The sequence below is a fragment of the Microcystis aeruginosa LEGE 91341 genome, assembly GCF_015206885.1.
GTDB lineage: Bacteria > Cyanobacteriota > Cyanobacteriia > Cyanobacteriales > Microcystaceae > Microcystis > Microcystis aeruginosa_H.
The window spans coordinates 1-25,903 of the sequence record NZ_JADEXY010000017.1 but is presented as its reverse complement, the minus strand read 5'-3'; the positions used below and the strand labels follow the sequence as shown (position 1 = coordinate 25,903).

The following is a 25,903-nucleotide window of genomic DNA, read 5'->3' as shown; positions in this document are numbered from 1 at the left end:
GTTTTGCCACCGTATCCCCGAATGTTTATCTTCGCATGGTAGTGCGAATTTCTAGTCCTATAGCAAAGATCGGGGTGGTTAGGACAATCAATCGCTGAAACCCTTGACCGATAAGAGTTTGAAAATTGAAAGCGTCCTAAATAACCCATTTTTTGCTATAGTTGCCGATAAAGATGAAGTATAACCTGATTTGGCATCGCCGGCCGACGACCGACTCCCCAAAAGGAAAACCTCGTACCTCACCATTAAGATAACTGCTAGAAGATTTAAGAGCCTGTTTAGCAATAAACTAGAGACACCCGCTCAACAAAAATTTTTTTAGACAGATACTGCACACAATCGGGAATCCCGTGTTAAACTGCCTCGATAAGATGATGTCACTCTAAAAGCCTTTCACCATATAATCTAATGGTAATACAATCGGTCAGTTTAACAGTTAAGGACTATAAGTCTAATATTCCCGTGGCTATCTTGTGTGGTGGCAAAGGAACCCGACTGCGGGAAGAAACCGAATTTCGACCTAAACCAATGATTGCCATCGGAAATCGGCCGATTATTTGGCATATCATGAAAACTTATGCCCATTATGGCTTAACTGACTTTATGCTCTGTCTAGGGTATAAAGGGGAAATAATCCGGGACTATTTCTTTAGCTATGATTGGAATCAAAGTGATGTCCTCTTGGAGTTAGGCAATAAAAAAGTGACTAAACTCGATAGTGGACATGATGAGGAAGACTGGCGTATTTGGTTAGTTGATACGGGACAGGAAACCATGACGGGAGGTCGTCTTAAACGTCTCACCTCTTATATAGGCCAAAGCGGAAGCGATATCTTTTTAGCCACCTATGGGGATGGGGTTTGTGATGTGAATATTGCGGATCTGTTGGATTTTCATTACTCTCATGGGAAATTAGCCACCTTGACGGCGGTTCGTCCTCCTTCTCGCTTTGGCGAGTTAGTGATTGAGGATAATCTAGTCACTCAGTTCCAAGAAAAGCCGCAAACATCTGAAGGATGGATTAATGGGGGTTATTTTGTCTTAAATCGCAAGGTTTTGGATTTAATTGAGGGAGATGCGACGGTTTTTGAGGCACAGCCCCTAAGAACCCTAGCTGCTTTGGGAGAACTCGCCGTCTATAGGCATGATGGGTTTTGGCAATGCATGGATACTTATCGAGAAATGGAAGTACTCAATCACCTTTATGACACTGGACAAGCTAGATGGAAAATATGGTAAAGGAAGCATTTTGGTCGGGCAAAAAGGTCTTTATCACGGGTCATACTGGCTTTAAGGGGTGTTGGCTGGGGTTTTGGTTACTCCATCTAGGGGCAGAGGTAAAAGGCCTCAGTTTAGCTCCCAATACCACCCCCACCTTATTTGACCAATTAGACTTAGCTCAAAACCTGAGTCACCATATAGGGGATATTCGAGAGGCTGAGTTAGTGGCTCGTTTAATCGCTTCATGGCAACCGGATGTAATCTTTCATTTAGCGGCACAACCCTTAGTGCGACTTTCTTATCTGGAGTCGGTGGAAACGTGGAACACAAATGTCATGGGGACTATTCACGTTTTAGAGGCCCTCAAAAGCCTGACTCATCCCTGTGCCGCCGTGTTTATCACTAGCGATAAGTGCTATGAGAATCGGGAATGGGTCTATGGTTATCGGGAAAATGACCCGCTAGGGGGTTATGATCCCTATAGTTCTAGTAAAGCGGGGGCGGAATTGGCGATTGCATCTTGGCGAAATTCCTTCTTTAAAACCCCTCAAACCCCCATCGGTATTGCCAGTGCTAGGGCGGGAAATGTCATCGGTGGCGGAGATTGGTCTCTAGATCGGATTGTACCTGATGCGATGCGGGCCTTGATCAAATCCGAACCGATTCCGGTGCGTAACCCTCTAGCGACTCGTCCTTGGCAGCACGTTTTAGAGCCTTTAGGGGGCTATTTACGGTTAGCTGAGTCAATTTATGAGCAGTTGATGACGGCTAATTGGCAGCAAGACAGCCGGGGGTTATATGGGGCGTTTAATTTCGGTCCGGCTCTGACTTCTAATCGTCCGGTTAAAGAGTTAGTTGAGTCTATCCTACAACTTTGGCCGGGGACTTGGCTCGATCAAAGTGATCCGAAGGCTGTTCATGAGGCTAAATTGCTTAATCTAGTCACGGATAAGGCTTTCCATACCCTAAAATGGCAACCCGTCTGGGATTTTCGGCAAACCCTCAAGGAAACGGTGACATGGTATTATCAAGCGGCTCAAATGGACTCTGAAGATAAAGCACAATTCCAAGACCTTACTCGTCAACAAATCGAATATTATCAAAGTTGTCTGATCGATTAGCGAACTCAAGGCTGATAAGGATACAAATTAAGTAATAATTAAGTTCAAATTTCTCCCCTGAAAGAAAATTAACCATGACTCAATCTATTTCTCCCCCCAGTACAAATACTGAAGCAGAACTGCGATCGCAAGTCTTTCAAGCCGTACAAGAATACTATAAACACAAATTTCAACCCCAGGCTTTTGTGGCGGGGCAGACCTATATTCCGGCATCGGGTAAGGTATTTGATCAGCAAGAATTAGTCAAATTAGTGGATTCTTCCCTAGATTTCTGGTTAACGACGGGCAGATATGCGGCGGAATTTGAGGAACGTTTTGCCCAGTGGATGGGGGTAAAACATTGTTTATTAGTCAATTCTGGCTCTTCGGCCAATTTAGTGGCCTTAAGTGCCTTAACTTCCCCTAAATTGGGGGAAAAACAACTTAAACCGGGGGATGAAGTCATTACCGTTGCCGCGGGTTTCCCGACTACGGTTAATCCCATCTTTCAAAATCAGCTAATTCCGGTCTTTTTAGACGTTAAATTACCTGGTTATGACCTTGATATTGATCAACTGGAATCGGCCTTGTCAGAGAAGACTAAAGCGATTATGATCGCTCATACTTTGGGAAATCCGTTTAATTTAGAAGCGGTGATGGCTTTTGCCGAAAAACATGACCTTTGGGTAGTTGAGGATAACTGTGATGCGGTGGGAAGTCTCTATAAAGGGCAAAAAACCGGCACCTTTGGGCATTTAGCAACGGTTAGCTTTTATCCTGCTCATCACATGACTATGGGAGAAGGGGGCGCGGTTTTAACCAGTGATACCCGCTTGAAGAAAATTGTCGAGTCATTCCGTGACTGGGGGAGAGATTGTTGGTGTCCTCCGGGGGTAGATAATACCTGTAATAAGCGCTTCGGTTGGCAGTTAGGAGATTTACCCTTTGGCTATGACCACAAGTACACCTATTCTCATGTGGGTTATAACCTGAAGATGACCGATATGCAAGCCGCCGTCGGGGTAGCGCAACTGGATAAATTGCCAGGATTTATCAAAAAGCGTCGGGAAAATTTCGACTTTTTGCATCAAAAGTTACAGGAACTTCAAGATGTGTTAATTCTGCCTGAAGCCAGTCCCGATTCTGAACCGAGTTGGTTCGGGTTTCCGATTTTTGTCAAGGAAAATGCGCCTTTTAGCCGCAATGATTTGGTTAAGCATTTGGAGGAAAAACGCATCGGCACAAGGCTATTATTTGGAGGAAATTTACTGCGCCAGCCTCTTTATAAGGGGTTAAATTATCGAGTTATTGGGGATTTAAGTAATGCCGATAAAATCATGAGTAGTGTTTTTTGGCTGGGCATTTATCCCGGATTAACGGAGGAAATGTTAGAATATGTTGTCTTGACGCTAAAAAATTTCTGCCAAGGGTGATTAAGGGAAAAACGACTTTTTTAAGTATTCTTGGCTTTTCTTAATGACAAAGAGATAAACATGACACCATCCACAATTAATTTGTTCAAAAAAACACCGCCAATTACCTGGGAGAAATTGCCGGATGATTTTATTCTACTTGAAGAGCCTGTGGACAATAACTTGCAACCCCTATTAGCAGCAGCTTTACGAGAATCCCTAGAATTAGCAGGACTAATTCTAGAATCGATGCTAATTGCCTCTAATTTTGGCTTGTGTGCTACCGTTAAAACTCAAACTGTTGTCAAAGCACCTGACTGGGTTTATATTCCCTCGGTAAAACCGATTCCTAGCGGAAAAATTCGGCGCAGTTATACTCCCCATCTTGAAGGAGAAATTCCTACCATCGTCCTAGAGTTTATCTCGGAAACTGAAGGGGGTGAATATTCCATCAACCCTCACTATCCCTATGGAAAATGGTATTTTTATGAGCAAATCTTACAAGTACCTGTCTATGGAATATTTCACCCAAAAACAGGAGAATTAGAAATTTATCGATTAAATGAAGGAAGGTATGGACAACAAAAACCTGATGAAAACAATCGTTATTGGATAGCAGAGATTAACTTATTTTTGGGAGTCTGGCAGGGAAAAAAAGCTGAATTTACTACTAATTGGTTGCGCTGGTGGGATAAGTCGGGCAATCTGTTATTATGGGGCAGTGAACGAGTTGCACAAACTGAATGTCAACTCGAACAGGAGCGAATGTTACGGCAAAAATTAGCTGAAAAATTAAGAGAATTAGGCGTTGAACCAGAAACATTGTAGGAGACTTGTCAAATGCTGATAAAATCATAGAAGTGATCTTCTGGATTGGGGTATTTCTAGGATTAACGTAGGAGATGTTAGAGTATGTAACAGCGATTATCCGAGAGTTTTGTCGGAGCGGAGGTAAATTTGCATTGTTCGCATTTTTCGGAACATTTTTATTTTTTTGGATGTTTTTTACAATCAGAAATTTTAGTCAATCTCGTCAATTACACAATATAATGGACTTGTTTGTTATCTGTGTTTTTAAGTTACCCTTTTCTTATCCCATTGGATAGAGCGAATGTAGAAATCTATTGCTTTTGATTTTTGTGTGGATTTGTCTTTTTCTATGAAATGGATTGGCTGAAGATGCAACCTAACCTAACAAATGACTTAAATCACATTCTAACTCACACTAAAGACCTGTGGGAAGGATTGCGGGGACAGCGGATATTTATTACTGGAGGTACAGGCTTTTTTGGCTGTTGGTTATTAGAAAGTTTTATCTGGGCTAATGATCAGCTAGACTTAAAAGCATCGGCAAGGAAATCTATCCTCGATGGGATACTAGATATTATTCGGTATCACAAACCAAGATTTTTCTGAGTTAGAAAATTATGAGACATAAAATTGTTGAACAAGATTTGAGGGAAATTATTGCAGCTGATTTACCTTGGCAAACTTTGGCAGGGAAAACAGTTTTTATTTCGGGAGCCAATGGATTTTTACCAGCTTACATCGTGGAAACATTGCTCTATTTGAATGAACAAAAAAGACATTCTTCTATCAAAGTGATTGGCTTAGTCAGAAATAAGGAGAAAGCCTTAAAACGATTGAAGTTTTACCAGAATAGAACCGATTTAGAGTTAATTGAGCAGGATGTTTCTAGTCCGATTTCTTTAGACTTGAAAATAGATTTTATCATTCATGCTGCCAGTCAAGCCAGTCCGAAGTATTACGGGAAAGATCCATCGGGAACATTATTAGCGAATACCCTAGGAACTTATAATCTTCTTGAACTTGCTAAACTCCATCAAGTGGAAAGCTTTCTCTATTTCAGTAGTAGTGAGGTGTATGGAAAAGTTGATCCCTCTTGTGAGCAGATTAGGGAAGATAATTATGGTTATCTGGATCCGACCTTAGTTCGTTCCTGTTATGCTGAAAGCAAGCGTATGGGCGAAAATATGTGTGTTTCTTGGTTTCATCAATACAACATTCCTACTAAAATTGTCCGTCCTTTTCATACTTATGGGCCGGGGTTAGGCTTGGATGATGGTCGAGTCTATGCAGATTTTGTAGCTGATATTGTCAACAATCGTGATATAATCATGAAGAGTGACGGAAGCGCTCGTCGAGCTTTTTGTTATTTAGCCGATGCCGTTCAAGGGTTTTTAACTATTCTTCTTAAGGGGGAGAATGGACAAGCCTATAATTTAGGAAATCCCCAAGGGGACATAAGTATATTAGAATTGGCGGTGAAACTTGTGAATTTATTTCCTGAAAAAGGATTAAAAGTCCTTCGCCAACCAATCCACGATAATCCCGATTATATTCCGAGTCAAGTCTCCCGGAATTGTCCGGATATTTCTAAGTTATTGGCCTTAGGCTGGCAACCTCAAACCAGCATTGAAGAAGGTTTTAAACGTACAATTGGGAGTTTTTTATGAAGTTATTGGACAGGAAACAAAACTATCATTTGGGACAGATCAATAAACAGCAATATATTGATGAAATGTATCAATTTCACCAGCTTCTGTTTGACTATTCTGAATTTCTCAAGGATACTGACATTGCTAGTATTAGGATTCAAGACGATGGAGTTGTATTTACTTCTAGGGAACAAGGAATCCAAATTTGGTGTAATCAGCCGGATAAACGATCAGCCCCCTTTGAAATACTCAATTTTAATTTCTATGAACCAGCAGAAAGTCATTTAATTTTTGAGTTAATTTCAATCTTGGGAGACTCCTGTAATATCTTTGATATTGGAGCTAATATTGGCTGGTATTCTCTAAGTATTGCCAAGCGATTTAATCAAGCTAAGATATGGTCATTTGAACCAGTGAAGTCAACTTTTGATTACTTTCAAAAAAATCTAGACTTAAACTTAGAAATTAAAAACATAACTCTCTACAATTTTGGATTTTCTAATCAAAACGAAACGTTAAAATTTTACGTTCAACCGGAAGCTTCTGTGAGTGCGTCTTTAGTGAATATTACGGAGAGTGAAACTATTAAAGAAATAACTTGCGAAGTGAAAAGGTTAGATGAATTTATCGATGAAAATCCTGTCAAGATAGATTTTATTAAGTGTGATGTAGAAGGAGCAGAACTTTTAGTTTATCAAGGAGGTCTGGAGACAATTAAACGAGACAAACCAATAATTTTTACAGAGATGCTCAGAAAATGGTCGGCAAAATTTAATTACCACCCTAATCAGATTATTGACTTAATGGCTGAAATAGGTTATGACTGTTTTACCGTTTGTGGTCAGAAGTTATCCCAATTTTCAATCATGGACGATACCACGGTAGAAACTAACTTTTTCTTTCTTCATCGAGAAAGACATAACCAACAAATTCAAAACTTGATATCAACAAAAACTTCCTCATGATTGAACGCCAATGCTCGAAAAATTAGCCAAACAAATCCGTCTAATTTCCTTACAAATGGTTCATCGAGCCAATGCCTCTCACATTGGCAGTTGCTTAAGTATGGCTGATTTACTAGCCGTACTATATGGCAAAATTCTCCGAGTTGATCCGACTAACCCAAATTGGCTAGATCGCGATCGATTTATTCTCAGTAAAGGTCATAGTGCGGCTATTCTCTACGCGGTACTAGCTGAACGGGGATTTTTTCCCCGAGAATGGCTAGAAACCTATTGTCAAGATGGTTCTAAGTTAACCGGTCATATCAGTCATTATCTACCCGGAATAGAAGCCTCTACCGGGTCTTTAGGTCATGGTTTACCTATCGGTTGTGGTATAGCTCTAGCTGGTAAACGTGAAGATAAACCCTACCGAGTATTTGTTCTAGTTAGTGATGGGGAAATGGACGAAGGCTCAAACTGGGAATCAATCCTATTTGCGCCTCAGCATCAACTCGATAACCTAGTTGTTATTGTGGACTATAACAAAATTCAGAGTTTTGGCACAGTCCAAGAAGTGCTTGACCTTGAACCCTTAACAGCTAAATTCCAGGCATTTCGTTGGTCAGTGCGAGAAATTGACGGTCATAATTTCCAGCAGATTGAAGACGCTTTCAATAGTGTTCCTTTTGAAAAGGGCAAACCTAGCTGTATTATCGCCCATACTGTTAAGGGAAAAGGAGTCAGTTTTATGGAAAATCAACTGGCTTGGCATTACAAATCACCGAATCAAGAACAACTAGAACAAGCCATAGCAGAAATTGAGGGGAAATCATGAGAACAGCTTTTATCAATACGCTTTGTGAAATAGCTAAGAAAGACGAGCGGATTTGGCTTCTTTGTGGAGACTTAGGCTATTCTGTCCTCGAAGGATTTGCCCGTCAATTTCCTGAACGATTTGTTAATGTGGGTATTGCCGAACAAAACATGATCGGCATAGCTGCGGGTCTAGCAATGTGCGGCAAAATCGTCTTTGTCTATTCTATTGTCAATTTTCCGATCATGCGATGTTTTGAACAGATTCGTAATGATGTCTGTTATCACAATCTCAATGTTAATATTGTTGCTGTTGGTGGTGGACTGACCTACGGTTCTCTGGGTTATACTCATCATGGCATGGAAGATTTGGCGGTGATGAGAGTATTACCTAATATGACGGTTATCGCTCCGGGAGACCCTCTAGAAGCTAAGTTAGCCACTCAAGCTATTGTTAACCTATCTAGTCCGTGTTATTTAAGATTAGGGAAAGCCGGTGAGCCTCAAGTTCACCCCAAGGAACCTCAGTTTGAAATTGGTAAGGCAATCGAGTTACAGTCGGGAACAGATTTGACCTTAATCAGTATAGGGGGTATGCTAGATTTAACCGTTAAAGCGGCTGAAAAACTGACGATGCAGGGTTATTCTGTTGAAGTTTTGAGTATGCCGACTCTCTATCCTCTAGATGAACAATCTATCTTACAATCTGCCCAAAAGACTAAGAAGATAATCACCCTAGAAGAACATGGAATTGGCGGTTTAGGAAGTGCAGTTGCAGAAGTTCTGGCACAGTCGGGCGAAACTGTTGAATTTAAGCCTTTAAGGTTAAAAAGAGAAGCGGTTAAAACCGCCGGTAGTCAAGCGGTTTTACGTTCCCAACAAGGACTTGATTTGGATGGCATTGTGCAATCGGCTCTGGCCATGCTACAAAGAGTGTATTAGCCATTTTACAGGTGAGGCGAAAAGAATGCTGATGTAATCACTAATTATCAAAATAAACTTGAAAAATGTATCTAATCAAAAAAAGCAAATCTGTTAGATTTTTGTTAGTGGGGGTAATTAATACCTTATTTGGTTATTCGGTGTTTGCCTTGCTGTTTCGTCTAGGATTAGATGAGCGCTATTCCTTACTTATCGCTACTATTTGCGGGGTATTATTCAACTTTAAAACTATCGGAGCTATAGTTTTTAAAGACCAAAATAATCGACTACTATCTCGCTTTATTGGTGTTTATTTAGTGATTTACTTATTAAACGCTGAATCCTTACGAATTGTCAAGATGCTAGGAATTAATATGTTAGTGGCACAAGCTATCTTAGTATTGCCTCTAGCAATTGTTTCCTATTTCTTAAATAAAACCTTTGTTTTTAGAGGAAATAGACGATGAAAAAAATTAGTGTAGTGACTCCTTGCTATAATGAGGAGGGGAATATTGAAGAAATTTATCTTCAAGTCAAACAGATTTTTGCGGACTTAGAAAAATATGATTATGAACATCTATTTATTGATAATGCTTCTCAGGATAAAACGGTGGACATTCTTAAAGGTATTGCCATCAAAGATTCCCATGTCAAAATTATCGTTAATGCTCGAAACTTTGGGGCAATTCGGTCAATTTACTATGGAATAATTCAACCAGATGCTGATGCTGTTGTCTTAATTTTTGCTGATTTACAAGATCCACCAAACTTGATTGTTGATTTTATCAAAAAATGGGAAGAGGGCTATCACATAGTCAAAGGAATAAAAACTTCAAGTGAAGAAAATTTTCTACTGTATGGTATCCGGAGTTTTTATTACTTTCTTGTCACTCAGTTGTCGGATATTAAGCCTACTGCTCATTTTACAGGTTTTGGACTCTATGATAGGATGGTCCTGGAAGTTTTGAAAAAAATTGACGATCCTTATCCATACCTAAGAGGTATTATTTCAGAGATCGGCTTTGACAGTGCTGAGATTGAGTACAAACAACGGCAGCGTAAAAAAGGAAAGAGTAGTTATCGAAATTTTTATAGGCTTTATGATGCTGCGATGTTAGGCATTACCAGCCATTCTAGTGTTCCTTTGAGGATTGCTACATTTTTAGGTTTTGCTATGTCTCTACTGAGTTTGCTAGTAGCTATTGGTTATTTAATCGCTAAACTCATTTTTTGGCAATCGTTTCCTTTAGGAACTGCACCCGTTACTGTCGGACTATTTTTACTCGCTTCTGTGCAACTATTTTTCATCGGCATTATTGGGGAATACATTGGATTAATGCACATGAGAATTTTAAAAAGGCCTTTAGTTGTCGAACGTGAAAGAATCAACTTTGAGTGAGTGACTGTATTTGTTATACTAACTTAATCTTGGAGGACAAATAGTAATGGTTAGAATGCAAGTTTCCTGAGAGTCTTTAATTGGAGAATTTGTAGGCAGACCATCTCACATTTACATCAAGTAAGAATGCTTAACGAGGTAAATAAAAAAGTTAAAAAAGAGAAGCATTTAGATAGGCACAGCGATGACGAAAGACTTGCGGTACATTGCCAGAATTCCACATTGCACTAGCAATTCTAACAAGAAAACCAATTTGTTTCACTTGAGATGAGCCGAGGCCAGAACCAATGGAAATTCCCTTGAAAATAACCATCACTGGTAATTCACCCAAAATACTTTTTACTCTTCTCGTCCAGCTGGCGGTTTCTTCTATACTTATTTTATACTAAATTCAGTTATCAAAGACTGATTATCTATTTCTCTTTTGCGTTTTGCCTTTTGCCTCTCCTCATAAGTAACCTATACTCAACGGATTTAGTATCAAAGGCGACATCGGAACCCTAGACGCGAAGATAGAGGGTTTAAGCTGCAAGCAGATCGAGTTAAAGTTATAGAGAACGTGCCAGGAAAACCACCGATCTCGCCGAAAAAGTCGGGAAACTGAAAAACTGGAAACAAATTGGGGTAGTGGTGATCACCGTTTTGCTCAGTTCGATCTAGTACTAGGTTTTAAAAGTTACCCAAAAAGACAGGCAATAATTATCTCCAAAATACTCTGGGGAGTAACCTAAATAACCAACCTTAAAAAAACTCTCTGCTAAACTTGAGTCAGTAGATGCACCCTGATGAAAAAGGAGAGTCAAAGAAAGCTCTCCTTTTTTTTTGTTGAGAAAGCAATTTGGGGGGATTTAGCCGCGGTTAGCAGGTAGTTTCGCCTTGCGTGCCATGTCTTTGAAACCATTCAAACTCGGACCAGGGCGACGGCGAGACAGACTAGGAGTAATCAAGTATTTTGTCGCAAATTCCACTTCTTGCGGCTCTACTTTGACGTTAGTAGCGGCTAAGGGTGCCGGTGCGCTCACAGGAGCAGCTGGAGTTTCTTTTACTTGCTTTTCTTTCTTGATAGAAGTTTTTTGGGCTTTTTTCTCGGCTACAGGGGCGGCAGCAGACTCCACAGCAGCGGCGGGCGCTTCCACAACAGGGGCGGCTGCTGCCGTGGTTGCTGTCGCTTTTTGTTCACCATCGGTTTCTTTTAGTTCTAGGTAAAAGTCAGATTTTTTGCCACCAAAGAGATTTTTTAACATCGGGGATCACTCCGAGAGTTGGGAAAATGTAAAAGACTAGGTATTTAAAAATTTATCATTGACCGGGATCAGGCAGCAAACAAGATTATTCTCTTGACAATTTCCCTCTTTCATCTATTTTTCTTTGGATAATCGCTACCAGACAAAATGTTTTAAAACAAGTTAAATTTACAAAAATTTACAAAAATTAAGAACGAGAAACCCCAACGCAAACAAGGGCAAAAACTGCTAGAGACGTTGCTGATAACGTCTCTAGATTATTTATTGGGGATTTAGCCGGCTGCCGGTACACGGCTGCCACTAACTCCTGGTACGGGACCACGACGAATATTGGTTTCCGTTTCGATGGGAACGAATTCAATATGATTAAGAAGGGTAGTAACGAAAGCAAAGAGTAAAAAAGGCAAAGAGAGGACGACGACTAACCCCACGGTAGCGAGGGCGAAAATTTGTCTAGTGCTACTCCAAAGAGCTAGAGTGGAAGCGAGAGTAAGAAAAATAACGATTAACCAGACGATTATTTGTCCGTAAATATCTCCGAAGGTGAGGGTGCAAACCATGCGATAGTTACGAAAATCCTTATCCATAACAGTAAACCCGTAGATAGTCAGTTATTGTTTTAGGGTAAGTCTAGAATCGTCAGCTTGGTCAATATTTAAAGGTTTTTATAAACACTTGTTGATAAATCTTTACAATTCTGCGCCGAGCGGGTGGCCAAATCTAGAGATAAGAGCGGTATTGTTTGGTTGCTCTCCTAAGAATTGATAAGAATTGCTAAGAATTACCAAAAAACTGGCCAAAACTTTGGCGAACGCTCTTTACAATTAAGTTAGAAAGGCAAGGAGGAGCAAGCCTAATGAAAACTTTTGTTGAGCGTTATTGGTCTTGGTTTAATTGGACAACCTTAGCGATGGTTGTTCTCGGTTTCTGGTTAAGTGCCAGTTTCGTCATCGATTTAATCATTCTCCCCAGCTTATCCGTAGCTGGCATGATGACACAAAATGGCTTTGCCAGTGCCGGTTACTTGCTATTTGGCATTTTTAACCATCTGGAATTAGTTTGTGCGGCGATTGTGCTGTGTAGCTTTGTTGTCTTCCACCGCTATCATACCTTAATCCATCTCCCCGAACATCGATCGCTCCTATTCGCCGGTGTTCTCTTAGTAATCACCCTAATTTACACCTATTTTCTCACTCCCAATCTGAGTGCTATGGGTTTACTAGCTCCCGTTACCGCGTCGGGAATGTCGGGAGAAATGATGTCCTTGCAGATTGGTTACTGGTTTCTAGAAGTGGTTAAAGGTTTGATCGCTTTTACCCTGTTGCGCTGGTGTTGGCGAGATGCCTTTAAGTTAGCTTAACTATTAGCGGCAATATCGCGCTTATCTGAATAGTGAGGTAAGAAGCTTTCGGTATTAGGGAATAGGCAATCTTACGGCTTTTTCCCCCTTCCCTAGTCCAGTCTTAACTGGTATGCCAGCAGCTTACCCCAAAGCAGACCAAACTTCTAACTTACTGACCACGCGACGAATCACCTCATCGGTAAACTCACTCATGGTCATTTGTCCCCCTAAATCGGGGGTTTTTTTGCCCTCGTGAATAGTTTCAAAGACACTTTCATAAATTGCCCGAGAAGCCTTGCGTGCTTCGTTAGTTTCGATATAACCTAACAAAGCTGCCGAGGCTAAAATCATCGCCATGGGATTAGCGATATTTTTGCCCTCTAAAGCGGGGGCTGTGCCGTGGGGAGCTTCTGCCATAATAGTTTTAACTGCTAAGGTCTCCTCATCAAATCCCAAAACTAAACTTTCAGCCCCAGCAATACTGCCATAGAGTTGCAAGACAAAATCAGATAATAAATCCCCATCGCGATTAAGTGCTGGAATCACCAAAGCTTCGCCGTCGGTTTGTAAAAGTAGGGCAAAAGTTGCATCAATTAACAGGGGTTGATAACGCACTTCCGGATGTCTTTGGGCCGCCGCGTCTAATTCCTCTTTAAACATCCCTTCGTAGGTGGCACTAACGGTGAATTTTGGGCCGCCAAATACCCGCGCCCCAGTTTTTTTGGCCTGTTGAAAGGTAAACTCGGCCACAGCGCGACTGGTAGCCCTAGAAATGCGCGAGGTGCGATAGGCAATTTCATCGCCGGTGGCAGTGGTTTCTCGCCATTCTTTGGCTCCGTAGGCATCGTCAACGGCCATGCGGACAATGGCAATGGGAGAATAAACGCCCCCAATCGGACGAATGCCGGGGATACGGCGACCGATGCGGAGAATTACCTGAGAATTCATTGCTTCTCTTAAGATAGCGTTGGGACTGCCCACATCTCCTTTGATTTCTGGGGTGATAGTAGCAGCTTTCAGGGCTAATCCGGTTTTGAGAGTCGCTTCGGCGGCCTCATGAACCACTTGATTGTTACTCTGGCGACGCTGGGCTAAACTAAGATCAAAATCGGTAAAGTTAAGCGGTTGACGAATTATCGAGGGTTGCAATACTCTCAGGGCTTCTAGTAATAGTTCTTCTCCAGTTTGGTCGCCGTGCATGACCACAATGGTGGGGATATTGTCAGCCATAATTTTTGAGTTTTAATAAAAATTTTCAAGTATATGTTAATGCTTAATTTGCCTGTTAATCGGCTAAAAAAGATACTTTTTACCTTAATTAATTATGTAGTTTTATCAATCTTGCAGAAGAAAAATATATAATTAATATTATGCCCGATCGCTAATTTAATTAGCAATCGGGCGCTGGTGAGAATTAATTGAACCAAGATTTAGAAAGCTTGTTCAACTTCGGCAATTTCGGGAATCACTTCCCGGAGACGGCGTTCGATACCCATTTTTAGGGTCATGGTGGAACTGGGACAGGAACCGCAAGCGCCTTGAAGACGCAGTTTGACGACTGGCCCATCGATTTCGACTAATTCCACGTTACCACCATCCGCCATCAGGTAGGGGCGCATTTCATCTAAGACTTGTTCGACGTTATTGGGAGTCAGTGTTAAAGACATAATCAGCTTCTGGTCAGAGATTTATTACAGTGTAAGTAAGTGGGTTCAATTAAATTGAAGATAGATTTTGTCTTTGATCCCCCCTGCCCCCCTTGATAAGGGGGGTTTGATCCCCCCTTAATCCCCCCTTGATAAGGGGGGTGCCGATAGGCGGGGGGATCCGACAATTTTTAACACCCACCTACTTAGTTACTTCAATCCTAACGCTTTTTGGGCGGGGATAACCCTTAAGATTCTAAAAGCTGTAGATTGATAAAAGTAAATTCTGTGGTGGATTTTTCGCCCCCCGCATCGATTGCGTTAATTACTTGACAGGAGGGTAAATAATAATTACCGATTTTTTCGTAGGTTTCCTTAAAGTCACGTTTTCCCTTTAATTCATCGGTTTTAGCATTGCGGAAAATGGCATTATAGCGAATAGAAATATAACCTTCTCCCGTATCGAGACTTTCCTCGGTATTAATAGTAAAAGCCATCGGTCCCATGACTCGACTGACTTGACAGATTTCCTGGCCGCGGACTTTATAATTAGACCCCATCGCATCGCCGGTGACAAGAATTTCTACCGCACCGGTGGGATCATCTTGCCCGAAATTAAACTGGTTTTTGCCGTGAGAAGCATCAAAATTGCCTCTTTTGCGATGAGTAACGATGTCGCGCATTTGATTATAGATACTTTCTTGCACTTTCTCGTCATCAATGCCCGTTACTTCCACACTATAATCGGCATTAACTTGAATTTTGCCCGTATGGACTTCCTCCCCTTGGGTGAGGATAATATCGGCAGTGTAACCGGGGAATCCTTCATCCCAAGTGTAACGGTTTTCGTAGGCGGAGCGGAAAATATCTCGGGCGTTCGTCGTGGCTACAGTCATAATCGCTTTACTTGTGTTGATAACTCTATTTATATCATTGTCGCTGATTTTTTCGCCTCTGGCCGAGATTTCTAGAAAACTAGATGAATTTGACAGCTTAGGGAAAAAGTCAGTTAGAATGGATCAATGGCCTGTCCCTTGCTCAATTGCCATAAATCTAAATAAGCAAAAAATAAACATGAGCAATTATGACAACATTAAGTCCAAAAGTTAATGCAATTATTCGTTCTGGTGAACAAAAAGGATATGTAGGTGAATGCGTGGAAATTTCGATTGTCACCCAGGGAAATACCTTAGATGAGGTGGTTAATAATCTCCAAGAAGCCATTTTACTGCATTTAGAGGGAGAAGACCCTAGGGAGTTCGGTCTAGTTGCCAAACCTTCTCTACAGATTACATTTGAGTTGCAGCCAGAATATGCCTAAGCTGAAACAACTATCCGGCAAAGACATTATCAAAATTCTTGATCGATTTGGTTTTACTATTCACAGTCAACGAGGAAGTCACATAAAATTGCGTCGTGTCATCTCGGAGAGAAAGGAGACTTTAACAATTCCCAATCATCGGCAACTTGATCCCGGAACCTGTTACGCTATTTTTAGGCAAGCAAGTCAATATATTCCAGAATCGGAGCTTTATCCTTACTTCTATGACTTATAGAAAAAGTTAGCTAGTTGCTGGGGGCGTATCGCGATAGTATTTGATGATCAAAAAATCGGGCTAAAATAGAAAAAACTCACCCTCAGCGACCAAGGCGATGGCAGAAGAAACAGCGAAAATCAAGCTTTATCGGAAAACCTATCAACTTCCCCAACTAAATCGCCCCGATTTATTAGTTTTGCAGGATCAGATTCAAGAAAGACAGCAACTGATTAAAACCGGAAAACGGGTTCGCCATACATGGTTAGGATTGAGGAAAAAAGAAGAACCCCTCAATTTCGAGGAAACTTTTCAAGAATTGGAAAGATTAGTCGGGGATTATAACCAGTTAATCAGATTTCTCACCGACCATAAGGATGAATACCGGCGGTTTTTCCAGTCACTGACCGAGGAAATCAAGGAGGCAGTGGCGGTTAAATGCCAGAAATTGGCAGAAACAGAGCGAAAACGCCAATCTTTGGAGAATAGCATCGGCTCGGCCGACCTGCGAGATACCCTGAGACTACAGAAACAGCAGATTTTCCGCACTGTCATTCTTGTTGGTCGCGCCAGCTTGCTTATGCTCAAGAAAATCGACCTAATCAGCGAAAGTATCCAGAAATTAGCTGAAGATCAGGATACACAAAAACAGGTTTTCTCGAAAATGATTGGCGAGTTGAACGGGTACAAACAAGTGTATCAGTTGCAGCTGGAGTTAGATAATCTGGAACAAGAAGCGATCGAAATGGCCAAAGTAGCCATTAATCTAGAACAATACCTAAAACCAATTATCGGGCAGTTTCAAGGCTTAATCGAGCGAGTAGTGACCATTGACGGGGAACTTTCCCGCAGTGTCAGCGAAGTGGAATCCCTCGTCCAGAACATTCTCAGTTCCGAATCGGCCCTATCTTTTGGCAGAAACGAGAATCTATCGGCTAGTTTGCTCAATTTCCTCGTCACCAGCGAAGAAAAGCGCGGTCGTTTAGCGATCGCATTAGAGCGAGCCGAGCAGGAAGGATGGCAATTGACGGAAGTGGAAATCCCCGACGAGGAAATCGAACTGGAAACCGCCATTCAACGCATCAATAACCATGTAATCGAGAGAGTCGGGAATTTTATCACCTCCGTTGTCGGTGACTCTCCTATTCCTCAAACTTCATTTACCGAAAACCTACCCAATGGGATAACACTAGAGATGGTGAACTTACCAGCAGGTGAATTTCTCATGGGATCTCCTGACAGTGATCCCGATGCTCGAAGTTATGAAAAGCCTCCACACCAAGTTAACGTCAACAGTTTTGCGATTGGTAAATATCCAGTGACTCAGGCACAGTATCAAGCGGTAATGGGAACAAATCCCTCTTATTTTCCAAACAATCCCCAAAATCCAGTAGAAAAGGTTAGTTGGGACGATGCTCAAGCCTTTTGTCAGAAATTGAGTCAAATAACCGGGAAAACCTATCGCCTACCGACAGAAGCGGAATGGGAATATGCTTGTCGTGCGGGGACTACTACTCGCTTTTATTTCGGTGATGATGCTAATCAGTTAGGAGATTACGCTTGGTATGACGGAAATTCTCAGCAGACAATTCATCCTGTGGGTCAGAAAAAGCCCAATGCTTGGGGACTGTATGACATGAGTGGCAATGTTTGGGAGTGGTGCGAAGACAATTGGCACGATAACTATAAGAATGCGCCAAAGGATGGTAGTGCTTGGCTAATAAAGGATAATTATTCTCAAATACTGCGGGGCGGTTCTTGGTACAACTATCCGAATCTCTGCCGTTCCGCTTCCCGCAACGACAACTACCGCCGCGCCTACGTCAGCGGCGCTTACGGCGGTTTTCGGGTGGTGTGCGGTGCTGGGAGGACTCTGTAACCCTTTTTCTCTTTTTACCCTTTTTTACTTTTTCTCTTTTTCCCGCCTAGGGGCGGGTCGATTTTTTTTTGAAAAAATTGAGGTAGCGTGAGTAGAAAACGGGTTTCTCCGAGAAACCCGTTTTCTGTGGGTTACTCAACGGATTTAGGATAATATTGGTGCGTTACGTCGCGTATGTAATTGATGTAAATTAAATAATATTGTCGTGCTCCTAACGCACCCTACCTACTGTATCTCCCCAGTGAGTATAGGCTACACATCAGGACAGGCACTCATGCAAGAGGCAAAACGGAGAATAAATAATCAGTTTTTAATAAGCGGATTTAGTACAAAAGTCGTTTAGCATGATACGCTATCTAACCTTAGTGCGATCGCATTGAACTTTTCCTATTCCCTTTGAGTTGCTTGTCCAACCTGTTCGATCTCTAATTCTAAAGCTTGTGCTATCTGTTCAAAGTTCAATCCTAATGCCAATAAACGAGGAATAGAGGCTAATTTTGCCGCTAATTCGCCTTCCTCTCTACCTTCCTCTAAAGCTTCCTGATACACTTTAGTTTGTTTTAAATCGCTTAAACTAAACATCGCTTCTATCTCCTTTCTAAGGATTTAGTCGATTTATACCCCCTTATCGAATCATACCAGGTAACGAAGAGCCTCTTTCTTCTGGTGTCCCCTAGGTCTGCATACTGTAATTCTTGGGCTGCCCATTTCTCCATTTTTTTTGCTTACCTCCACCTTGATTTCTTATTTCAAAACTATACCTATCAATCGTTTTCCCTTTTTTTAAATTTCTTCTCTTTTTGTTAAGAAAGATCTGACTAATGGATAGGGGGGATCTGAAAGTTTTCAATACCTACCTACTTAGTTTTAACCCTTCTTTTTAGGTAGGAGAATTGCCAGACTCTTTCTTTTGCACGAGTGCCTGTCGCCCCTTGGCTTCAGAAACTGATAACTAATTCCGGACTGATGGCTTTTTGGCTTAAGATAAAGTTTAGCCCTCGATCGAGTTCTAGTGTTTTCATGGTTTTACAACTGCGCGTCTATGTTCCCGAACATCCTCTGGTTAAGCATTGGCTGGCGATCGCCCGCGATCAAAATACCCCCTCGGTACTATTTAAAACAGCGATGACGGAACTAGGGCGCTGGTTAACCTACGAAGCAGCCCGGCAATGGTTGCCGACGCTGGAAACTAGCGTTAAAACCCCTCTAGCGGAATGTCCGGCTACTTTTATCGATCCTAGCGTACCGATGGCCGTAGTCCCGATTTTACGCGCAGGATTAGCCCTGTTGGAAGGGGCGCAAAGTCTTTTACCCCTAGCTAGTACCTATCATCTCGGTTTAGCCAGAAACGAGGAAACCCTAGAGGCGAGTTGTTATTTAAATAAATTACCAGCTAGTTTTGATCCAGCCACGAGAGTGTTAATTCTTGAACCGATGTTAGCCACGGGGGGATCAATTTCAACGGCAATGGCAGAAATTACCAGCAGAGGCGTTGATCCTGCCCTAATTCGCGTGATTTCCGTGGTGGCTGCCCCGCCGGCTTTACAGAAATTGAGTCAAAATTATCCCAGCTTGAACATCTATACGGCTATTATCGATGAAGGACTAAATAGCCGCGGTTACATCGTGCCGGGGTTGGGCGATGCCGGCGATCGAGCTTTTGGAACCTATTAGGAGAAAAACGGATTATGAGTCAGCGAGATGGGTTTGCGGGCGGTTTTTTAGCCGGTGCGATTGTCGGTGGTTTAGTGGGCGGTGTTTTGGGAACAGTGTTGGCTAATCGCAGCCGTCGCGGTTTAGCAGCTGCTGACAATCAGTCTTTTTTGGAGGAGATCCGCAATGGGCGCTTGACTCCAGAGGAAGGTATGGAAATGGCCCGCCGCAGTTTAGAAGATAAAATTGCCCAGTTAAATCTAGCGATCGATGATGTGCGTCAACAGTTAGGATCGGTACAGGAAAACGGCAGCGATCATTAAAATAGGGCTGACTGAATAAATTTAAAAACCTTGTTGGATAAACTCTGTGCTTACCAGAGCTATGGTTAACCTAATCTATGACAAAAATCGCCCTCTTCCCAGTGCCGAAGAATTGCCCTCTTCCGACGAAAATCCATTGGACAATCAGTTACAAAACGATATTGCCAATCTACTGCTAAGTTTATGGCTCTTCTAGGTTCTGTGTGATAAGTTTAACTTACAATATGATCGATCAATCTTTGTGTCCTTTGTGTCTTTGTGGTTCGTTCCAACTCATGGTTTCTTAGCCTTTGAAGTCAACCATAATACGAGAGAAAGAGGTCGGTTAAACTATGTTTTGTAGGGAGAAAAGTATATCTTGCCGATTTTGTTTTTAGAGGTAATTTCTGAAAAATATAATAGTGAATATGAGGAAAAATTCTTAAATTACCAAAGCTTGGGGATTCTGTATTATGTAATATACAATCCTTTCAGTGGCAGAAGGGGAAGATTTAAAAACAGACAAAGATTAGAAGTATATAAATTAGTCTCAGGAAAATATGAACTTCTAGAGAGTGAGAATAATCGAGTTTGGCTGCCTGAAATTGCCTTGGCGCTAGGTTACGAAAAAGGAGAACATATTGCTTGGTATCGGAAATGGTTATACTGGTATAACCAGTCAGGAAATCGCTATCTAACGGCACATGATTGAGAGTATCGGGGGTTGATTCGGTGTATTAGTTCTTATCCTGTTCGCTCTCGGAGTTGTTTTGAGATTACCGCTCAGAGTAGAGCTGCTTTGTCTGTCTATTTTGAGATTGAGTCTCAGGTTGATCGGTTCTTTTCTTCCATAACCCGCCTGTTACCCAACGCGGGTTAGAATGACAATTTGGTATCACGTTTGTACCGTTATGGTTTGAACTGGTTATTCACTGTACGATCAACCACCCGCTAAAAATCCCTTTTTTTTCAGGAAAAAATCGAGCAGCGACCCCGAAAAAGTGGTAATAGTATTGAAGGAGTGGTCTTAAAAGTGATGATATGACTGACCAGAATGGCGTGTTAGTAGAAGAACAGAGCGAGGATATCACCCGTAAGATGAGTCAATTAGCCACCGAGTCGCCGAAAAACCAATTACAGATTCTGACACAATTAGCCGGGGCCGGGGAAGGTGGCCTAACTGTGTTGAGAGATTTTTTATTAGCCCAGCGCCCCACTCCTGTTAATCTGGTGACAGGTAAGGCCTATCAATTGCTATACCAAGATAATAGCACTCAGAGCAAGGAATTTTTAGCTAATTATTTCCCCACGGGTGTTGTTCCCCTAGACAGTGCTAAGGGTATCGATTATCGACTTTTACAGGAATTATTGGCTAAACAGGATTTTCAAACTGCCGATAGTCTCACCCGTCAAAAACTCTGTGAATTAGCAGGAGAAGGAGCAATACAGAGGAAATGGGTCTATTTTACGGAAGTAGAAGCTTTCCCCGGTGTGGATATTCAGACTATTGATTATCTTTGGTTAGTTCATTCGGAAGGAAAATTCGGTTGGTCGGTGCAGCGCAAATTATGGCTCGGTGTCGGTCAAGATTTCCCGAAACTCTGGCCGAAAATTGGCTGGAAAAATGGCAATAATTGGACAAAATACCCGCAGGAATTTATCTGGGATTTAAGCGCTCCCGTGGGTCATTTACCCCTGTTAAATCAACTGCGCGGGGTGAGAGTGGCTGCCTCTTTATTCTCCCATCCCGTCTGGAGTGAAAAATAGATTGAGAGCATTCGGCCCGCTAGTTTATCAGATTTCTACATTTTCGGGACAATTTCCTCTAAGGCCGCTTCTAGATTAGGATAACGATAGTCAAAACCGATCGCTTGGGTGGCTTTTGGCAGCACTTCTTGACCTTCTAAGACGATTTTTGCTCCTTCTCCCAAGAGAATTTCGAGGGCAAAATCCGGCACTGGCAACCAAGAAGGACGCTTCATTACTTCCCCTAATATCTGACAGAATTCTTTCATGCGGACGGGATTGGGTGCAGTAGCGTTGAAAGTACCGTTAATTTCTGGGCGATCGAGACAATAGATAATTAAATTAATTAAATCATCCCGATGAATCCAAGAAAACCACTGACGACCGCTGCCAATCGGACCGCCGGCAAAAAGTTTGAAGGGTGGGATCATTTTCCCTAAAGCACCCCCATTGCCTAAAACAATACCGGTGCGAAGAATGACTAAACGAGTGCCGTAATCTTTCACTTTTTGGGCTGCTGTTTCCCACTTTTTACAGACATCCGCCAGAAAATCGCCACCGGGAGGGCTATTTTCGTCAAAACTAGCGGTTTCACTGGTTCCATAGTAACCGATCGCCGAGGAGTTAATTAAAACTTTCGGTTTCTGGGCAGCAAGTGCGGTCGCAACGCGCTCGCTACGCGAGATCGCCTCGACAATTTTCTCGGTGCCGATTTGCCGACTAGCGACGATTGCCTGTTTTGTTTCACCGGTCCAGCGTTCCGAAATCGGTTCTCCCGCTAGATTAACCACCGCGTCACATCCGGAAATCTCTTTTTGCCAATCCCCCGATTCTGTGGCGATATAAGGGATAATCTCTATCTTAGGATAGATTGACTTTGGGTACATTCTTCGGGCTTTATCGGGATTGCGAGTCAAAATTAGGATATCATCGCCGCGATCATGGAGTTTGACCACTAATCGACTACCCACAAATCCCGTCGCCCCAGTAATCGCTATTTTCATGGTTTCTTGACTAAATTTATCCTTATTTTAGCTGGTTTTTAGCTATCAGAGTTCAATGTTCAGGAGTCAGGAGTCGGTCGTCAGGAGTCAGGAGATTATTTTATTTATTCTTACCACCCCCCAATTCATAATTCATAATTCATAATTCCCAGTCCTGTCTTTTCACTTATCCTGATACCCCATCCCGTTAGCGGCTGCATAACGATTCATAAAGCGCATAAAACGCTCCCAGTGTTCATCGGTGATTTCAAAACCACATTCTACCCGTTGAATTTCATCCCCTTCATCTCCTCCAAAAATAAACTTAGTCGAGTTGGGGATAACTGTAATCACTCCTTCCTCATCGGTGAGACGGAGATCGCCGTAGGTCTGGGTGGTGAAACTTTGGAAACGTTCGATCGCTTTCAGGGTTTTAAAAGTCATCAGGACATTGCGAATCCCGGTATTTTTATTTTTGCGGAGACTAACACCGCTTAATTCTTCTGATAAACCGACAAAAAACTCGATCGTGGGAGTGGTCATAGGTGTGGGTATAAGATTTGAGTTATTGATTTTCTCTTAATTACTTTTGATCAGAAAAAATAGTTCATGATTACTAATAAAGTAACCATGAACCGAAAAACAGGCTATTCCGCTTCTCCACCTTGGATTTTGAGGAGGAGAAAACCCCAAGCTAATCCGACGAGGACGAGAACGATCGCCACGATCGGCCCGTTAAATAACATACTTTCTGCGGTCATGGTGATTGCTCCTGAGCCTACAATAATCGATCAACAGATCAATGGTATTTTAACCTACGAAGGCGATCGACTGCAGCCGGACTGGGGCAAAATTGAGGGGGAAAATCGGCCAATAAATTTGAGAATTTTCCTAGTATATATGTTCTAGTAATTCTGTCCCTCTGCTCAAGCAAGGAAGTAAACTCACCCCCATGCTAGATATTTTTAATACTATCTTTATATTTGCCGTCGCCACTTTGTGTTAATGTCTTATCTGCTTAATTCTTCACTTATCCTAGGAAAATTAAGTATTGATAACTATTGGTGATGACTGGTAAAAAATCATTTATGCTCAAGATCAAGTTAATACTATTTTTAGGTTTGTTGCTGCTGAGTTGTCAATCGACTAATCTCAATGGTAATAATAGTTCGATGGCTCAGATTACAACTGAGAATCAAGGGCAAATATTACCGATCACGGCCAAAGCAGATATTAATGGTGAGATGATTGAGTTAGAAGTAGCTCAAACCCCCGAACAACAGGCCAAGGGTTTAATGTATCGCTTGTCTTTGGAGAAGAATCGCGGTATGCTATTTCCCTTTGCACAACCTCTGATAGCCCGGTTTTGGATGAAAAATGTCTCGATTCCTCTAGACATGATTTTTCTAAAAGATGGTATAGTAAAGGCAGTTTTGCTTAATGTCCCTCCTTGTGCTGTGGATCCTTGTCCTGTCTATGGTCCAAACACCATGGTTAATCAAGTGATCGAACTAGCTGGGGGTCGAGCGAAAGAATTAGGAGTGAAAGAAGGGGATAAAATTAAGATTGAGTCTATCTCAAGACCTTGATTTTTGAAAATGGTGTTAACTTTCTTATAAAAAGTGTCCCTTGTCTGGAAGTATAAGTATGGCTATTATAAGCTATTACGCATTTATACTGTTTAAGATATGACCATATCGATTAAGATTTTTATAGTCTATTAAATCATAGATTGAATAATCTTCACCCTTGGTATAAATTAAACAGAGACAAAATTCTGCTCGATCTAACGGGACTATCTTAAGAGAGCCAGCGATTTTTAGGAAAGCACTCTCTATCATCGAGATAGCTTAGATACAGAAAAAACGTTCGCGAGACTAACTGTCCTTGAAACCGATCAGGTGGTGTTTTGTTAAAATTACTAGATATACTATTGAGGAAAAAGTCCCCCTATGTCCACGATTGCCTATTCCCAATTCCGACAATTTCTACAAGAGGAATTGTCCCTTCCCCAAGAATCGATCGCTATGGCCGAGCGATCGATCCAATCTGATAAAATTCATTTACCGATGATTCTCTGGCAGTACGGTTTAGTGACCTTAGAACAATTAGACAAAATTTATGATTTTCTCGAAGAGGTAGTCTAATCTTAAAATTTCTCACTATTGACAAGGAGAATAATTGCCATGGCTGTTCATAGTTTCTGGCACAATTTGAAAATTCAGATTCCAAAAACTACTAATCATCACCTGAGAAGTGGGTTATTTAAACCCACTTTTTTAATAACTATACAATTGAGAATTATCGATTAACTGCTCAGTCCATGAAACCCCATGACCAATTTGCCAAAAATTACCTTGAACAATTACTTTCTCCCCTGGGAACCGTCGAAATCAGCAAAGAAGTCAGCGACGAAACCCGACAGATAGATTTATTTTTTTCCCCTAATCCCGAACCAAACCCCGATGCTCTGGGATTATTAGGCAGAATTGTCCTTAATACTGTCTTAATTGAACCCTATCGCAATCCTCCCAATCGGAGCGAGATTCGTAATTGTTTAGCGAAACTTTTGGCGATTTTAGCCGAACTGCAAAGACAAGCTAAACGAGAAAATCAGAGCTACAATGAAAACAATGCCCCTCGTTTGTGGATTTTATCCCCTTCGGCTGGTATCACTGTTATAGAAGGATTTGGGGCAAAATTAGAGCCAGAGTGGCCAGAAGGAGTCTATTTTCTTCCCTCGCTTTATCGCACGGCAATTATCGCTATTAATCGATTGCCTGTGACTGCTGAGACTCTCTGGTTAAGATTATTGGGACGGGGAAAAACTCAAAACCAAGCGGTGCGAGAATTGTTAGAATTACCTCAAGGTAATGCTTTCCGGGAAAATGTCCTAGAATTATTGATTAGTTGGCGGGTTAGTATGGAAGTAAATAACATCCTAGAAACTGAGGATAGAGAGGTGTTTATGACTTTATCTCAAACCTATCAGGAATGGAAGGAAGCAACTAAACGGGAAGGACTAGAACAGGGACTAGAGCGAGGACTAGAGCGAGGAAAACTAGAGGCTAAACTGGAATCTATTCCCCGTTTGCTTGCTTTGGGTTTAAGTGTGGAACAAATCGCTCAAGCTTTGGATTTAGACTTAGAACAGGTCCGACAAGCTATTCAAGAAACTCCATGAAACCCCATGACCAATTTGCCAAAAATTACCTTGAACAATTACTTTCTCCCCTGGGAACCGTCGAAATCAGCAAAGAAGTCAGCGACGAAACCCGACAGATAGATTTATTTTTTTCCCCTA

At 41.8% G+C, this 25,903-nt stretch carries 30 protein-coding genes and 2 pseudogenes; 22 read left to right on the top strand and 10 right to left on the bottom strand.

Translation table 11 applies throughout. The features are described 5' to 3' along the window. The first annotated feature begins 408 nt into the window (after positions 1-408). The 11 genes from rfbF (at position 409) to IQ234_RS04570 (ending at position 10,269) form a co-directional block, all read left to right on the top strand. Positions 409-1,239, top strand: coding sequence for a glucose-1-phosphate cytidylyltransferase (gene rfbF, locus IQ234_RS04620; protein WP_228008372.1), 831 nt, complete (start codon positions 409-411; stop codon positions 1,237-1,239). Beyond that, on the top strand, positions 1,224-2,342 hold the full coding sequence (gene rfbG / locus IQ234_RS04615; protein ID WP_193956204.1) for a CDP-glucose 4,6-dehydratase: 1,119 nt from the start codon (positions 1,224-1,226) through the stop codon (positions 2,340-2,342). Before rfbF ends, rfbG begins: the two co-directional genes overlap by 16 nt. A gap of 74 nt (positions 2,343-2,416) precedes the next feature. After that, positions 2,417-3,754: a lipopolysaccharide biosynthesis protein RfbH gene (gene rfbH / locus IQ234_RS04610; protein WP_193956203.1), complete on the top strand. Its 1,338-nt coding sequence runs from the start codon at positions 2,417-2,419 to the stop codon at positions 3,752-3,754. 60 nt (positions 3,755-3,814) lie between these two features. Then, entirely contained in the window at positions 3,815-4,561 is a 747-nt protein-coding gene (locus tag IQ234_RS04605) for a Uma2 family endonuclease (RefSeq protein ID WP_193956202.1), read from the top strand. Between the two features lie 351 nt (positions 4,562-4,912). Then, entirely contained in the window at positions 4,913-5,149 is a 237-nt protein-coding gene (locus IQ234_RS04600) for a hypothetical protein (RefSeq protein WP_193956201.1), read from the top strand. Between the two features lie 11 nt (positions 5,150-5,160). Beyond that, positions 5,161-6,210: an NAD-dependent epimerase/dehydratase family protein gene (locus tag IQ234_RS04595; protein WP_193956200.1), complete on the top strand. Its 1,050-nt coding sequence runs from the start codon at positions 5,161-5,163 to the stop codon at positions 6,208-6,210. Further along, a complete protein-coding gene (locus tag IQ234_RS04590; RefSeq protein ID WP_193956199.1) occupies positions 6,207-7,157 on the top strand; it encodes an FkbM family methyltransferase in 951 nt (316 codons plus the stop codon). Before IQ234_RS04595 ends, IQ234_RS04590 begins: the two co-directional genes overlap by 4 nt. Before the next feature lie 10 nt (positions 7,158-7,167). Continuing rightward, positions 7,168-7,971, top strand: a complete 804-nt coding sequence (locus tag IQ234_RS04585) for a transketolase (protein ID WP_193956198.1) — start codon at positions 7,168-7,170, stop codon at positions 7,969-7,971. Then, on the top strand, positions 7,968-8,891 hold the full coding sequence (locus tag IQ234_RS04580; protein WP_193956197.1) for a transketolase family protein: 924 nt from the start codon (positions 7,968-7,970) through the stop codon (positions 8,889-8,891). The genes IQ234_RS04585 and IQ234_RS04580 overlap by 4 nt, the downstream gene beginning before the upstream one ends. A 65-nt stretch (positions 8,892-8,956) precedes the next feature. Further along, positions 8,957-9,337: a GtrA family protein gene (locus IQ234_RS04575; RefSeq protein WP_110577562.1), complete on the top strand. Its 381-nt coding sequence runs from the start codon at positions 8,957-8,959 to the stop codon at positions 9,335-9,337. Beyond that, the gene (locus IQ234_RS04570; protein ID WP_193956196.1) at positions 9,334-10,269 is read left to right on the top strand and encodes a glycosyltransferase family 2 protein; all 936 of its coding nucleotides are present in this window, start codon (positions 9,334-9,336) and stop codon (positions 10,267-10,269) included. Before IQ234_RS04575 ends, IQ234_RS04570 begins: the two co-directional genes overlap by 4 nt. A gap of 151 nt (positions 10,270-10,420) precedes the next feature. Here IQ234_RS04570 and IQ234_RS04565 read toward each other — a convergent pair. The 3 genes and pseudogenes from IQ234_RS04565 to IQ234_RS04555 form a co-directional block, all read right to left on the bottom strand. Continuing rightward, positions 10,421-10,570 (bottom strand): annotated as a pseudogene (locus tag IQ234_RS04565) (ISKra4 family transposase); the annotation flags it as partial. A 547-nt stretch (positions 10,571-11,117) separates the two neighbouring features. After that, positions 11,118-11,513, bottom strand: a complete 396-nt coding sequence (locus IQ234_RS04560; protein WP_110577564.1) for a hypothetical protein — start codon at positions 11,511-11,513, stop codon at positions 11,118-11,120. 272 nt (positions 11,514-11,785) lie between these two features. After that, positions 11,786-12,100: a hypothetical protein gene (locus IQ234_RS04555; protein WP_002758945.1), complete on the bottom strand. Its 315-nt coding sequence runs from the start codon at positions 12,098-12,100 to the stop codon at positions 11,786-11,788. Between the two features lie 269 nt (positions 12,101-12,369). Here IQ234_RS04555 and IQ234_RS04550 point away from each other — a divergent pair, with 269 nt between their 5' ends. Further along, positions 12,370-12,873, top strand: a complete 504-nt coding sequence (locus IQ234_RS04550) for a hypothetical protein (RefSeq protein WP_110577565.1) — start codon at positions 12,370-12,372, stop codon at positions 12,871-12,873. A gap of 123 nt (positions 12,874-12,996) precedes the next feature. Here the strand turns inward: IQ234_RS04550 and IQ234_RS04545 are convergent, their stop codons facing one another. The 3 genes from IQ234_RS04545 to IQ234_RS04535 all read right to left on the bottom strand — a co-directional run bounded on the left by IQ234_RS04545 (position 12,997) and on the right by IQ234_RS04535 (position 15,397). Next, entirely contained in the window at positions 12,997-14,085 is a 1,089-nt protein-coding gene (locus tag IQ234_RS04545; RefSeq protein WP_193956194.1) for an isocitrate/isopropylmalate family dehydrogenase, read from the bottom strand. Positions 14,086-14,285: 200 nt separating this feature from the next. After that, on the bottom strand, positions 14,286-14,522 hold the full coding sequence (locus IQ234_RS04540) for a NifU family protein (protein ID WP_002735229.1): 237 nt from the start codon (positions 14,520-14,522) through the stop codon (positions 14,286-14,288). A 227-nt stretch (positions 14,523-14,749) separates the two neighbouring features. After that, positions 14,750-15,397, bottom strand: coding sequence for a DUF3386 domain-containing protein (locus IQ234_RS04535; RefSeq protein ID WP_004268696.1), 648 nt, complete (start codon positions 15,395-15,397; stop codon positions 14,750-14,752). Positions 15,398-15,585: 188 nt separating this feature from the next. Between IQ234_RS04535 and IQ234_RS04530 the strand changes: the two genes are divergently transcribed. The 3 genes from IQ234_RS04530 to IQ234_RS04520 all read left to right on the top strand — a co-directional run bounded on the left by IQ234_RS04530 (position 15,586) and on the right by IQ234_RS04520 (position 17,915). Then, a complete protein-coding gene (locus IQ234_RS04530) occupies positions 15,586-15,822 on the top strand; it encodes a type II toxin-antitoxin system HicB family antitoxin (RefSeq protein WP_002766296.1) in 237 nt (78 codons plus the stop codon). Next, positions 15,815-16,057 carry a type II toxin-antitoxin system HicA family toxin gene (locus tag IQ234_RS04525; RefSeq protein ID WP_002735126.1) on the top strand — a complete coding sequence of 81 codons (243 nt, stop codon included), beginning with the start codon at positions 15,815-15,817 and terminating at the stop codon, positions 16,055-16,057. Before IQ234_RS04530 ends, IQ234_RS04525 begins: the two co-directional genes overlap by 8 nt. 97 nt (positions 16,058-16,154) lie before the next feature. Further along, positions 16,155-17,915 carry a formylglycine-generating enzyme family protein gene (locus IQ234_RS04520; protein WP_193956193.1) on the top strand — a complete coding sequence of 587 codons (1,761 nt, stop codon included), beginning with the start codon at positions 16,155-16,157 and terminating at the stop codon, positions 17,913-17,915. A gap of 387 nt (positions 17,916-18,302) precedes the next feature. Here IQ234_RS04520 and IQ234_RS04515 read toward each other — a convergent pair whose 3' ends face one another. Further along, positions 18,303-18,497 (bottom strand): aspartate aminotransferase, encoded by a 195-nt coding sequence (locus IQ234_RS04515; RefSeq protein WP_193956192.1) that lies wholly within the window; start codon positions 18,495-18,497, stop codon positions 18,303-18,305. 438 nt (positions 18,498-18,935) lie between these two features. Here IQ234_RS04515 and upp point away from each other — a divergent pair, with 438 nt between their 5' ends. The 4 genes and pseudogenes from upp to IQ234_RS04490 all read left to right on the top strand — a co-directional run bounded on the left by upp (position 18,936) and on the right by IQ234_RS04490 (position 21,637). Continuing rightward, a complete protein-coding gene (upp, locus tag IQ234_RS04505) occupies positions 18,936-19,589 on the top strand; it encodes a uracil phosphoribosyltransferase (protein ID WP_110577572.1) in 654 nt (217 codons plus the stop codon). A 14-nt stretch (positions 19,590-19,603) separates the two neighbouring features. Continuing rightward, the gene (locus IQ234_RS04500; protein WP_104397362.1) at positions 19,604-19,891 is read left to right on the top strand and encodes a hypothetical protein; all 288 of its coding nucleotides are present in this window, start codon (positions 19,604-19,606) and stop codon (positions 19,889-19,891) included. A gap of 61 nt (positions 19,892-19,952) precedes the next feature. Continuing rightward, a pseudogene (locus IQ234_RS04495) lies at positions 19,953-20,579 on the top strand (Uma2 family endonuclease); the annotation flags it as partial. A 332-nt stretch (positions 20,580-20,911) separates the two neighbouring features. Then, positions 20,912-21,637, top strand: coding sequence for a GUN4 domain-containing protein (locus IQ234_RS04490; RefSeq protein ID WP_193956191.1), 726 nt, complete (start codon positions 20,912-20,914; stop codon positions 21,635-21,637). Between the two features lie 35 nt (positions 21,638-21,672). Here IQ234_RS04490 and IQ234_RS04485 read toward each other — a convergent pair whose 3' ends face one another. The 3 genes from IQ234_RS04485 to IQ234_RS04475 all read right to left on the bottom strand — a co-directional run bounded on the left by IQ234_RS04485 (position 21,673) and on the right by IQ234_RS04475 (position 23,360). Further along, on the bottom strand, positions 21,673-22,620 hold the full coding sequence (locus IQ234_RS04485) for a TIGR01777 family oxidoreductase (protein ID WP_193956190.1): 948 nt from the start codon (positions 22,618-22,620) through the stop codon (positions 21,673-21,675). A gap of 162 nt (positions 22,621-22,782) precedes the next feature. Next, positions 22,783-23,142, bottom strand: a complete 360-nt coding sequence (gene psb28, locus IQ234_RS04480; RefSeq protein ID WP_193956189.1) for a photosystem II reaction center protein Psb28 — start codon at positions 23,140-23,142, stop codon at positions 22,783-22,785. A gap of 104 nt (positions 23,143-23,246) precedes the next feature. Continuing rightward, complete coding sequence (locus IQ234_RS04475) at positions 23,247-23,360, bottom strand: PetM family cytochrome b6-f complex subunit 7 (RefSeq protein ID WP_002731506.1); 114 nt, start codon at positions 23,358-23,360, stop codon at positions 23,247-23,249. A gap of 306 nt (positions 23,361-23,666) precedes the next feature. On the opposite strand from IQ234_RS04475, the gene IQ234_RS04470 reads away from it, so the two are divergent. The 3 genes from IQ234_RS04470 to IQ234_RS04460 all read left to right on the top strand — a co-directional run bounded on the left by IQ234_RS04470 (position 23,667) and on the right by IQ234_RS04460 (position 25,783). Further along, positions 23,667-24,188 carry a DUF192 domain-containing protein gene (locus IQ234_RS04470; RefSeq protein WP_110577576.1) on the top strand — a complete coding sequence of 174 codons (522 nt, stop codon included), beginning with the start codon at positions 23,667-23,669 and terminating at the stop codon, positions 24,186-24,188. A 363-nt stretch (positions 24,189-24,551) separates the two neighbouring features. After that, positions 24,552-24,746, top strand: a complete 195-nt coding sequence (locus IQ234_RS04465; protein WP_002732568.1) for a DUF2949 domain-containing protein — start codon at positions 24,552-24,554, stop codon at positions 24,744-24,746. A 176-nt stretch (positions 24,747-24,922) separates the two neighbouring features. Beyond that, entirely contained in the window at positions 24,923-25,783 is an 861-nt protein-coding gene (locus IQ234_RS04460; RefSeq protein WP_193956188.1) for a flagellar assembly protein H, read from the top strand. The last annotated feature ends 120 nt before the right edge of the window (positions 25,784-25,903 follow it).

Coding starts and splice junctions, on each gene's coding strand:
- rfbF (WP_228008372.1), top strand. CDS start 409: ATGGTAATACAATCGGTCAGTTTAACAGTTAAGGACTATAAGTCTAAT.
- rfbG (WP_193956204.1), top strand. CDS start 1,224: ATGGAAAATATGGTAAAGGAAGCATTTTGGTCGGGCAAAAAGGTCTTT.
- rfbH (WP_193956203.1), top strand. CDS start 2,417: ATGACTCAATCTATTTCTCCCCCCAGTACAAATACTGAAGCAGAACTG.
- IQ234_RS04605 (WP_193956202.1), top strand. CDS start 3,815: ATGACACCATCCACAATTAATTTGTTCAAAAAAACACCGCCAATTACC.
- IQ234_RS04600 (WP_193956201.1), top strand. CDS start 4,913: ATGCAACCTAACCTAACAAATGACTTAAATCACATTCTAACTCACACT.
- IQ234_RS04595 (WP_193956200.1), top strand. CDS start 5,161: ATGAGACATAAAATTGTTGAACAAGATTTGAGGGAAATTATTGCAGCT.
- IQ234_RS04590 (WP_193956199.1), top strand. CDS start 6,207: ATGAAGTTATTGGACAGGAAACAAAACTATCATTTGGGACAGATCAAT.
- IQ234_RS04585 (WP_193956198.1), top strand. CDS start 7,168: ATGCTCGAAAAATTAGCCAAACAAATCCGTCTAATTTCCTTACAAATG.
- IQ234_RS04580 (WP_193956197.1), top strand. CDS start 7,968: ATGAGAACAGCTTTTATCAATACGCTTTGTGAAATAGCTAAGAAAGAC.
- IQ234_RS04575 (WP_110577562.1), top strand. CDS start 8,957: ATGTATCTAATCAAAAAAAGCAAATCTGTTAGATTTTTGTTAGTGGGG.
- IQ234_RS04570 (WP_193956196.1), top strand. CDS start 9,334: ATGAAAAAAATTAGTGTAGTGACTCCTTGCTATAATGAGGAGGGGAAT.
- IQ234_RS04560 (WP_110577564.1), bottom strand. CDS start 11,513: ATGTTAAAAAATCTCTTTGGTGGCAAAAAATCTGACTTTTACCTAGAA.
- IQ234_RS04555 (WP_002758945.1), bottom strand. CDS start 12,100: ATGGATAAGGATTTTCGTAACTATCGCATGGTTTGCACCCTCACCTTC.
- IQ234_RS04550 (WP_110577565.1), top strand. CDS start 12,370: ATGAAAACTTTTGTTGAGCGTTATTGGTCTTGGTTTAATTGGACAACC.
- IQ234_RS04545 (WP_193956194.1), bottom strand. CDS start 14,085: ATGGCTGACAATATCCCCACCATTGTGGTCATGCACGGCGACCAAACT.
- IQ234_RS04540 (WP_002735229.1), bottom strand. CDS start 14,522: ATGTCTTTAACACTGACTCCCAATAACGTCGAACAAGTCTTAGATGAA.
- IQ234_RS04535 (WP_004268696.1), bottom strand. CDS start 15,397: ATGACTGTAGCCACGACGAACGCCCGAGATATTTTCCGCTCCGCCTAC.
- IQ234_RS04530 (WP_002766296.1), top strand. CDS start 15,586: ATGACAACATTAAGTCCAAAAGTTAATGCAATTATTCGTTCTGGTGAA.
- IQ234_RS04525 (WP_002735126.1), top strand. CDS start 15,815: ATGCCTAAGCTGAAACAACTATCCGGCAAAGACATTATCAAAATTCTT.
- IQ234_RS04520 (WP_193956193.1), top strand. CDS start 16,155: ATGGCAGAAGAAACAGCGAAAATCAAGCTTTATCGGAAAACCTATCAA.
- IQ234_RS04515 (WP_193956192.1), bottom strand. CDS start 18,497: ATGTTTAGTTTAAGCGATTTAAAACAAACTAAAGTGTATCAGGAAGCT.
- upp (WP_110577572.1), top strand. CDS start 18,936: ATGGTTTTACAACTGCGCGTCTATGTTCCCGAACATCCTCTGGTTAAG.
- IQ234_RS04500 (WP_104397362.1), top strand. CDS start 19,604: ATGAGTCAGCGAGATGGGTTTGCGGGCGGTTTTTTAGCCGGTGCGATT.
- IQ234_RS04490 (WP_193956191.1), top strand. CDS start 20,912: ATGACTGACCAGAATGGCGTGTTAGTAGAAGAACAGAGCGAGGATATC.
- IQ234_RS04485 (WP_193956190.1), bottom strand. CDS start 22,620: ATGAAAATAGCGATTACTGGGGCGACGGGATTTGTGGGTAGTCGATTA.
- psb28 (WP_193956189.1), bottom strand. CDS start 23,142: ATGACCACTCCCACGATCGAGTTTTTTGTCGGTTTATCAGAAGAATTA.
- IQ234_RS04475 (WP_002731506.1), bottom strand. CDS start 23,360: ATGACCGCAGAAAGTATGTTATTTAACGGGCCGATCGTGGCGATCGTT.
- IQ234_RS04470 (WP_110577576.1), top strand. CDS start 23,667: ATGACTGGTAAAAAATCATTTATGCTCAAGATCAAGTTAATACTATTT.
- IQ234_RS04465 (WP_002732568.1), top strand. CDS start 24,552: ATGTCCACGATTGCCTATTCCCAATTCCGACAATTTCTACAAGAGGAA.
- IQ234_RS04460 (WP_193956188.1), top strand. CDS start 24,923: ATGAAACCCCATGACCAATTTGCCAAAAATTACCTTGAACAATTACTT.